Origin of the sequence: Streptomyces sp. NPDC015125 (assembly GCF_043080045.1) — a bacterium.
Classification (GTDB): Bacteria; Actinomycetota; Actinomycetes; order Streptomycetales; family Streptomycetaceae; genus Streptomyces.
On record NZ_JBIBVF010000023.1, the window covers coordinates 150,192 to 158,603 of the forward strand.

Below are 8,412 nucleotides of genomic sequence, written 5' to 3' on the forward strand. Positions count from 1 at the left end.
AGCCGGTCGAGGCCGGGGCGGAGCCGGTGCGGTGTGCCCTCCTCGCCGACTTGACAAAAGTTGTTGCCGGGACGGCAAATGGAGTCATGGCGGACGATGACATTCCCGGTGTGCTGAACGCGGTCGGCCCGCGACTACGGGCGCTGCGGCGAGAGCGCGGAGCCACTCTGGCGCAGCTGAGCGAGGTCACCGGCATCTCGCTCAGCACCCTTTCGCGTCTGGAGTCCGGGCAGCGCAAGCCGACCCTCGAACTCCTGCTTCCGCTGGCCAAGGCCCACGGAGTGCAGCTGGACGAGCTGGTCGGGGCGCCGGCCACCGGCGACCCCCGGGTCCATCCGCGTCCTTTCACCCGCAACGGACAGACCTTTGTGCCGCTGACCCGTCACCTCGGTGGTCTGCACGCCTTCAAACACATCCTCCCCGCCAAGAAAACGACCGGCACACGGCCTGAGCTGCGCACCCACGAGGGCTACGAGTGGCTCTACGTCCTTTCCGGCCGGCTGTGGCTGGCTCTCGGTGAGCACGACCTCGTCCTCACCTCCGGCGAGGCCGCCGAATTCGACACCCACACCCCGCACGGCTTCGCCAATGCCGGTCCGCACCCCGTGGAGTTCCTCAGCCTCTTCGGGGCACAGGGCGAGCGGATGCACGTCCGCGCCGCCCCGCCGGCGCCGCACCCCGGCTCTGCCTGACCGACCCGGCCCACCCGCCTTCCCCGCATGCTCCGGCAGTCCCGTAGGGAGGCTCAAGGCCAGGTATCGGGTACCCGGCCCAAGGGGTGCTTCGGGAACGGCAACGGTCCGATGAACCACCGGGAAACTCTTGGCATCTCTTCCGGGGAAAGCGCGTTCGGGTGCGCCGCGCTGTCTAGCATGTGCAGCGTTGTCGTCGGCCCTGGCGGAATGCTCCGGGCCACGGCCCTTTCCTGATCCTGCGCACGTACGTGATCGCGTGGTGTGAACGACCCCCGGGAGGCTCGGAGTGCCGCGAACCGGTCCCGGGAAGCTGTGGTCCCCTCGTGTCCGGTGGAGCGGGGGTGTGCTCCTGGCCGGCGGGCTGCTGGCGGCGCTGGTGCTGCCCGGTGGCCCGGAGGACGCCGCGGGGCAGGGGCCGGCCGCGACGGACGGGCTGCGGCACACCACCGTCGAGGTGTCACCGGGCGGTTGCGGCCGGGGATGGGGCACCCCCCGCCCCGGTACCCAGGTCTTCGATCTGCACAACACCTCCGCCGCCGCGGCCGAGGTGTATCTCAAGTCCCCGCGCAGCGGCGCGGTTTACGGTGAGGTGGAGGGCATCGGCCCAGGAACCACGCGGCACCTGCGGGTCCGGCTGGGCCGGGGCTCGTACGCCTTCATGTGCCTGCCGGACGACGCCGACGCGGTCACCGGGCCCACGGTCCGTATCGACGGTGGCGGTCGGGCCGGCCCGGCGGCGGCCCCGGTCACCGAGCACGACCTGATCCCCCCGGCGCTGGACTACCAGAAGTGGGTCGCGGGCGGCCTGGACCATCTCGTCGGCCGGACCGGGACCCTGCGCGCCGCCCTTGCGCGCAGGGATCTGGCGGGGGCCCGGGACGCCTGGCTGCCCGCGCACCTCGCCTACGAACGGCTGGGCGCGGCATACGGGGCCTTCGGCGACGCGGACCAGCAGATCAACGGCACGAGCGCCGGTCTGCCGGACGGCGACCGTGACCCGGCGTTCACCGGGTTCCACCGCATCGAATACGGGCTGTGGCACGGGCAGTCCGCCGACTCCTTGCGCGCACCGGCCGCCGCTCTCGACGACGCCGTGCGCAAGCTGCGGGACGACTGGGCGCAGACGCGGATGGAACCGGCGGACCTCGGCCTGCGGGCACACGAGATCCTGGAGAACACACTGCAGTCCGAGCTGACCGGACGGACCGACTACGGCAGCGGCAGCACTCTCGCCACCGCCCGCGCCCACCTCGACGGAACCCGGGCCGTCCTCACCCGGCTGCGCCCCCTACTGGTGACCAGATACCCCGGCCTGTCGCACGTGGAAGGCGAGTTGAGCCGGGCGCAGCGGCTGCTCGACGGCCTCCGGGAGGACGGCCGGTGGCCGGCGCTGAACCATCTGGGGCGGAGCCGGCGGGAGCGGATCGACGCGGTGTTCGGAGACCTGGTGGAACGGCTGGCGTCGGTGGCGACGCTGTGCGATGCGCGGAGAACGGTATGAAGGACATGAGCACGGTATGAAGGACATGAGCGGTGTCGGCCGACGGGGATTCCTCCGGGGAGCGGCGCTCGCCGGGGCCGGACTCGCGGCCGGTGGTGCCGCGTCTGCCGACGACGGCCCGCAGCAGGCCGGCGCACCGGCCCTGATGACCGGCCCGGGGCCGATTGGCGGGGCCGCACCACGGGTTCCCTTCCACGGCCCGCGCCAGGCCTCGGTGCTCGCGCCGCCCCGCCGGGTCACGGCGTACACCGCGTTCGATGTGACCGCGCAAAACCGCCGGGACCTGGCCGAGCTGATGCGGACCGTCACCGCACGTGCCCGGTTCCTGAGCGGCGGCGGGATACCGGCGTCGGTCGGTATCACCGGTCCGCCCACCGACTCGGGCCTCCTGGGGCCCCAGGTCCCCGCGGACGGGCTGTCGGTGACCCTCGCCGTGGGCGCGTCGCTGTTCGACGACCGGTTCGGGCTGCACGGGCGCGCGCCGCACCGGCTGACCACCATGCCCTCCTTCCCCGACGACGACCTGCAGTCCGACTGGTGCCACGGCGACCTGAGCCTCCAGCTGTGCGCGGACGACACGGACACCGTGCTGCACGCCCTGCGTGACATCGCCCGGCACACCCGGGGCGGTATGCAGGTGCGCTGGCGCCTCGACGGTTTCACCAGCCCGCCCCGGCCGTCCGGGACGCCGCGCAACCTCATGGGCTTCAAGGACGGCACGGCCAACCCCGATGCCCGCGTCGCCCGGGAGATGGACCGGCTGGTGTGGGTCGGGGCGCGGGACGGTGAGCCGGACTGGGCGGTCGGTGGCAGCTACCAGGTGGTGCGCCTGATCCGCATGCTGGTGGAGTTCTGGGACCGGGTGTCGCTGACCGAACAGGAGCGCATGTTCGGCCGCTCCCGTGAGGCCGGGGCCCCGCTGGACGGCGACCGGGAACACGACGCCCCCGACTATCCCAGCGACCCCAAGGGCGAGGTGATCCCCCTGGACAGCCATATCCGGCTGGCCAATCCACGCACCCCGTCCACCACCGGGCAGCGGATCCTGCGCCGGGCCTACAACTACGACAGAGGCGTGGACAGCAACGGCAACCTCGATATGGGTCTGCTGTTCTGCTGCTACCAGCGCGACCTCGCCGGGCAGTTCGAGACCGTACAACGAAGGCTGGCCGGCGAGCCGTTGACGGACTACATCACGCCCTTCGGGGGCGGCTACTTCTTCGCGCTGCCGGGCGTGCGCGACGAGACGGACTGGTACGGCCGTGCCCTGCTGGCCTGATCGGCGGACGCCGTGGGCCCCGAAGGTCAATACCCGGTCAAGGTTTGACCTGGCATACCTGACTCACTGTTCACTCCAGCGTCATGATGGCTCTGCCGGACCGCCGTCCGCCCGGCAGAGCATCCCGCCGTACAGCACCATCACGTCCCGGCCCGGAGGGTGAACCAGCATGGCCAGTAGGGGAAGACGAGCAACGATACGGCGCCTGGGGGCCCTCACGGGTGCCGCGGCCCTCGCAGTCCTGGGGGCGGGTGCGCCCGCATGGGCCGCCGGGCCACACCACCCCGACTCCGCCCGTACGGCCACCCCCGTCAAGCACGTGGTCGTGCTCTTCGACGAGAACATCTCGTTCGACCACTACTTCGCGACCTATCCGAAGGCCGCCAACACCGACGGCACCAAGTTCACCCCCTCCCCGCACACGCCCCGGGACATCGACAACCTGCGCACCGCCGGGTTGCTGGAGCACAACCCCAACCAGTACGCGCCCAAGCGGCTCACGCCACAGCAGGCCATGACCTGCGACCAGACCCACGACTACGGGCCCGAGCAGTACGCGTACAACGGCGGTAAGGCCGACCGGTTCGTCCAGAACACCGACTCCGGCAAGTGTTCCGGCGGTCTCTTCGGCGAGCCCGGTCTGGGGATGGACTACTACGACGGCAACACCGTCACCGGCCTGTGGAACTACGCCCAGCACTACTCCCTCAACGACCGCTCCTTCAGCTCGGTCTACGGCCCCTCCACACCGGGCGCCCTCAACCTGGTCTCCGGCCAGACCCACGGCGTCGTCTCCATGGACCCCGCCTCCGGCACCGAAAACCCGCGGCAGACCGCCACCCCCGACGCGTACGCCGTACAGTCTCCCGACGCACGGGGCGTCGGCACGATGATCAACGACCCGGACCCGGCGTACGACGACTGCTCCAACAAGGACCACACCAGCAAGAATGCGCTCGCCGCCATGAAGGGGCGCAACATCGGTGACGTCCTCAACTCCCGTCATGTCAGCTGGGGCTGGTTCCAGGGCGGCTTCCGGCCCAGTACCGGGTGGGACGGCCGGCCGGGCCACTACGCCAAGTGTGGCGGGACCACGCACACCAATGTCGGGGGAGCGGCGGTCGTCGACTACAGCCCGCACCACGCGCCGTTCGAGTACTACAAGTCGACCTCCAACCCGCACCACCTGCCGCCGAAGAGCGTCGACGAGGTCGGCCACGCCGGACGGGCCAACCACAACTACGACCTGAGCGACTTCGACGCCGTACTCAAGGCGGGCAAACTGCCGGCCGTGAGCTTCCTCAAGGCCCCCGAGTACCAGGATGCACACGCGTCCTACTCCGACCCGGTCGACGAACAGCACTTCCTCGTCGACCGGATCAACCGCATCCAGCAGTCGCCGCAGTGGAAGGACACCGCCATCGTCGTCGCCTATGACGACTCCGACGGCTGGTACGACCACGCCTTCGTCAAGCCGCGCAACGGCTCCAAGGACACCTCCACCGGCTCCAACGGCAAGCCCACCGACAGCCCCGCCTGTCAGGCGGGTCCCGCGGCCGCCGGCGGCTATGCGGACCGCTGCGGCCCCGGCACCCGGCAGCCGCTGCTGGTCATCTCCCCGTACAGCAGGGTCAACAAGATCGACCACACCCGGACCGAGCAGACCTCGATCATCAAGTTCATCGAGAACAACTGGCACACCGGCCGGATCGGTGATGCCTCCTTCGACACCCGGGCCGGCTCCCTGAACGGCATGTTCGACTTCCGGCACCCCAACAACAAGCAGGTGCTGCTCCACGCGGACGGCTCGGTCAAGTCCGTCGGCCCGATCCGGCATGTCGCACCGGTCGCCACGACCATCGACCCGGGCCCCTCGCTGCAGAACCTGGCCTCGGCCGGCGAACCGTCCGGTTTCCCCGTGCTCCCGGTGGGGGTCGGCGCGGCCGTGGTCGCGGCAGGCGCCACCGGCACCTTCCTGGTACTGCGCCGCCGCAAGGAGCAGCGGACCGTCTGAGGGGTGCGGACGAGTTGCCTCGGCCTGATGCGTGAGGACGAGGGAGCCCGGCAACGAGGGCCGCAGGACGGGGGTCACCGTCCTGCGGCCGGTCTGTTGCCACGAGGCACCGACCGGGCGTGCCTGCACGGGCGGCGGGTGACCTGATGGCTACACAGCGTTCTTCCCGTGGCTGAGATGCGGATGATCCGGTCGGCCCGCAGGCTGGACGTGGGGGAACCTTCGGCACGTGGGTCGAAGCGGGATGGGCGCGGCACATGAGCCGGAGGACTGCAGGATGCGAGGGCTTGCCGCCCGTGCGCAGGCCTTTCGGCCACTGCGCGGGGGGCGCAGTCCGGCGCCGCCCGTCGGTGACGCCGACCAAGGGAGCAGACATGACGAAGCACCGCAAGTCGCACCCGAGGATGGGTGAGGGGCCCAGTACGCACAAGGGCACCGAGCAGCACGGCTGGTCGCCCGATGTCGACCAGACCGAGCAGCAGAAGAACGAGAGTGCACACAGGTCGTTCCACCCCGAGCGCCATGCGCCCGAGCGGGACAGCAGCAAGGAGACGTCCGGGCAGGAGAAGGTGCCGCCGGCGAGCGAAGTGAAGAGCGAGACGCGCAGCGGTGAGAAGCGCGCGGCCGAGACCGATGAGAAGGGCATGCGGGACATGGGCCCGAAGGGGCCTTCGCGCCGGCCCAGCGGCGGCAGGGACGCCGAAGCGCATACGGGGGTCGACCCGCAGAATCCTTGAGGGCCACGGCACCGTCCTCGACGCGTTCTGCGTAGACCCTTCCGTGCCTACCGCGCGGGCCGGGACCCTGGGCAAGGGTCCCGGCCCGCGGCCCGTTGACGGCGCGCCTCAGTTCGCCTGCCCCAGGGCGTGCCCTTCGCTCGCGGCGAGAACAAAGGGGTGGCCCGCGGGGTCCGCATAGCGGCGGGCGTCGTAGGGCCCGCCGTTCTCCCGGGTCTGCAGGGGTCGTGCTCCCAGGCTGACCGCCTCGCGCTCCGCCTCGTCCATGTTGTCCTGCGGGACGAGGAAGTGCAGATGCGCCTGTTGTGAGTCATCGGGCCGGGGCCAACTCGGCGGCGCCGCACCCCGGTCCCGCCGTATCGCGAGATGGACGGTGCCGCCTTCGACGACTTCGATGTAGTCCGGGCTGGTCCCGATCCGCACTTCTCCGCCGAGGAATTGTGCGTAGAAATCCGCCAGCGCCGCGGGCTCCGCGCAATCCAGTACCAGGACGCTGGTCTTGGCTATGGCCATCCGCTTCCCTTCCTGTCGACGGGCACCCCGCCCGCCCCTTCGGACCGTTACCCCGTGAAGGCTCCGGCACTCCGGGGAAAGGGCGAGGGGCTCTCGCGGCCGCCGGGACCCACGGCTGCAGCCGTCACGTCCGGGCGGGCGGCAGGAGCCGTAGGGGAGCCGTACGAGAGCAGTCCGGGTGCCGCCCGGGCTCCTTCGCAGAGCCGTACGAGTGTCAGGAGAGCAGCGCGGGGCGACTGCCTGCCGCCGGGTGTGCTGCCAAGGGCCGGTCGCCGCAGTAAAGTCTGCTCCCATGTCGAAGCCCGACGAGCTGCTCGTCGACATCGCCACCATGGTGGAGTCGGAGCAGAGCAATCAGATGTCTCTGACCGTTGTGGTCCAAGGTGCCGTCCTCACAGGGCGGTTGGCACCCGAGGACGTGTGGCGGCAACGCGTGGCCGAGGTCCTTGAGGAGTCGGAACGGCTGGGGCCGTTCTCCTCGCTCTTCTCCTCAGCCGGTACGCACTCCCGCTCGCCCCACCGGAGCGGTCCGCCCACGCATCTGCACTTTCATGTGGCGAGGATCCTGCAGGGAAGCCTCGGCCTGCCCGAGACCGGCGGGATGTACCGCGTCGCGATCGAGGATGTGGGCGCCTGGACGGTAGGCGACTTCCGCTACTCCGACCGCTGATCGCTGACGAATCGCCAGGCGGCATGACGCCATGAGCCATGACGCTGACCCATGACACTGTGACGCCATCACGACAGGTCGGTGACTCCCGAGTCAGCCATGCCGGTGGATCAGTCATGCCGGTGGATCAGTCATGCCGGTGGGTCAGTCATGCCGGTGGGTCAGTCATGCCGGTGGGTCAGTCATGCCGGTGGGTCGGTCAGGAACAGGGGCTCGCGCCGACCGGCGCGGCCGGAGGGAGCCCCTGTTCCTGACCGGTGTCAGCTTTCCGGATTCCAGTCAGGAGATGCCGGCGCCGGCGCCTGGAGCAGGTCCGACGCCTCCTCGAGCGGGGTGCGGGCGGCCGGGGCCGCGGAGCGACAGGTGAAGCCGAGGCGGGTCAGTGCCCGGGTCACCTCTCCGGCGGAGAAGTCACGGCGGTCCTGCCGGGTGATGATCTCCCCGACCTGCTTGACGGGGTAGTGACGGGTGCCGATCTGCACGGACTCACCCGTGATGGGTTCGGGCTTGATGCCCTTCATCGCATCCTGAACCTCGGTCTTGATCAAGTCGAAGGGGAAGCGGGCGATGACGACGCGCATAGTGCCTCTACAGGGTCGAGGAGAAGCCGGAAACGGGCGGGCGGAGCTGGATGGTCACGAGGTCTTGCCGCCGGACCGCTGCCGCGGGGACGCACCGGTTGCGGTCCGGGGCGATCCGGTGGACCTACGGGCCTGGGCGGAGCGGCTACGGCGGCCGCGCGTGGAGGAGCCGCTCCGCTTGGGACGCTCGACGACCGGTGCGGCGATGGTGACGGGAACCCCGGAGGGGGCCTGGGCGCCGGTGATGCGGCTCAGCTCGGCCTCGCCGGAGCGGACCTGGGTGGACTGCGGGGTGATGCCCGCATCGGCCATCAGGCGGTCCATTTCGCGGCGCTGGTTGGGCAGGACGAGGGTGACGACGCTGCCGGACTCGCCGGCCCGGGCGGTACGACCGCCGCGGTGCAGGTAGTCCTTGTGGTCCG

The 8,412-nt window shown here is 70.6% G+C and carries 8 protein-coding genes and 1 pseudogene; 6 read left to right on the forward strand and 3 right to left on the reverse strand.

The genetic code is table 11. The features are described 5' to 3' along the window. Positions 1–86 precede the first annotated feature (86 nt). The 5 genes from ACF088_RS33835 (at position 87) to ACF088_RS33855 (ending at position 6,226) form a co-directional block, all read left to right on the forward strand. The gene (locus ACF088_RS33835; RefSeq protein WP_392379706.1) at positions 87–692 is read left to right on the forward strand and encodes a helix-turn-helix domain-containing protein; all 606 of its coding nucleotides are present in this window, start codon (positions 87–89) and stop codon (positions 690–692) included. Positions 693–1,038: 346 nt separating this feature from the next. Beyond that, entirely contained in the window at positions 1,039–2,196 is a 1,158-nt protein-coding gene (locus tag ACF088_RS33840; protein WP_392379707.1) for an EfeM/EfeO family lipoprotein, read from the forward strand. A gap of 25 nt (positions 2,197–2,221) precedes the next feature. Next, positions 2,222–3,475, forward strand: a complete 1,254-nt coding sequence (efeB, locus tag ACF088_RS33845; protein ID WP_392379720.1) for an iron uptake transporter deferrochelatase/peroxidase subunit — start codon at positions 2,222–2,224, stop codon at positions 3,473–3,475. A gap of 169 nt (positions 3,476–3,644) precedes the next feature. Continuing rightward, positions 3,645–5,489 carry a phospholipase C gene (locus tag ACF088_RS33850; protein WP_392379708.1) on the forward strand — a complete coding sequence of 615 codons (1,845 nt, stop codon included), beginning with the start codon at positions 3,645–3,647 and terminating at the stop codon, positions 5,487–5,489. Positions 5,490–5,863: 374 nt separating this feature from the next. Next, positions 5,864–6,226, forward strand: a complete 363-nt coding sequence (locus ACF088_RS33855) for a hypothetical protein (RefSeq protein ID WP_392379709.1) — start codon at positions 5,864–5,866, stop codon at positions 6,224–6,226. Positions 6,227–6,334: 108 nt separating this feature from the next. Here the strand turns inward: ACF088_RS33855 and ACF088_RS33860 are convergent, their stop codons facing one another. Next, positions 6,335–6,739: a VOC family protein gene (locus tag ACF088_RS33860; protein ID WP_392379710.1), complete on the reverse strand. Its 405-nt coding sequence runs from the start codon at positions 6,737–6,739 to the stop codon at positions 6,335–6,337. Positions 6,740–7,031: 292 nt separating this feature from the next. Between ACF088_RS33860 and ACF088_RS33865 the strand changes: the two genes are divergently transcribed. Further along, a complete protein-coding gene (locus ACF088_RS33865) occupies positions 7,032–7,409 on the forward strand; it encodes a hypothetical protein (RefSeq protein ID WP_392379711.1) in 378 nt (125 codons plus the stop codon). 260 nt (positions 7,410–7,669) lie between these two features. Here ACF088_RS33865 and ACF088_RS33870 read toward each other — a convergent pair whose 3' ends face one another. Beyond that, positions 7,670–7,990, reverse strand: coding sequence for an SCO5918 family protein (locus ACF088_RS33870; protein ID WP_392379712.1), 321 nt, complete (start codon positions 7,988–7,990; stop codon positions 7,670–7,672). A 54-nt stretch (positions 7,991–8,044) separates the two neighbouring features. Then, a pseudogene (locus ACF088_RS33875) lies at positions 8,045–8,412 on the reverse strand (ATP-dependent helicase); the annotation flags it as partial.

What these genes read in the sequence shown, in the direction of transcription:
- efeB (WP_392379720.1), top strand. Translation starts at nt 2,222, where the DNA reads ATGAGCGGTGTCGGCCGACGGGGATTCCTCCGGGGAGCGGCGCTCGCC.
- ACF088_RS33870 (WP_392379712.1), bottom strand. Translation starts at nt 7,990, where the DNA reads ATGCGCGTCGTCATCGCCCGCTTCCCCTTCGACTTGATCAAGACCGAG.
- ACF088_RS33860 (WP_392379710.1), bottom strand. Translation starts at nt 6,739, where the DNA reads ATGGCCATAGCCAAGACCAGCGTCCTGGTACTGGATTGCGCGGAGCCC.
- ACF088_RS33850 (WP_392379708.1), top strand. Translation starts at nt 3,645, where the DNA reads ATGGCCAGTAGGGGAAGACGAGCAACGATACGGCGCCTGGGGGCCCTC.
- ACF088_RS33835 (WP_392379706.1), top strand. Translation starts at nt 87, where the DNA reads ATGGCGGACGATGACATTCCCGGTGTGCTGAACGCGGTCGGCCCGCGA.
- ACF088_RS33855 (WP_392379709.1), top strand. Translation starts at nt 5,864, where the DNA reads ATGACGAAGCACCGCAAGTCGCACCCGAGGATGGGTGAGGGGCCCAGT.
- ACF088_RS33865 (WP_392379711.1), top strand. Translation starts at nt 7,032, where the DNA reads ATGTCGAAGCCCGACGAGCTGCTCGTCGACATCGCCACCATGGTGGAG.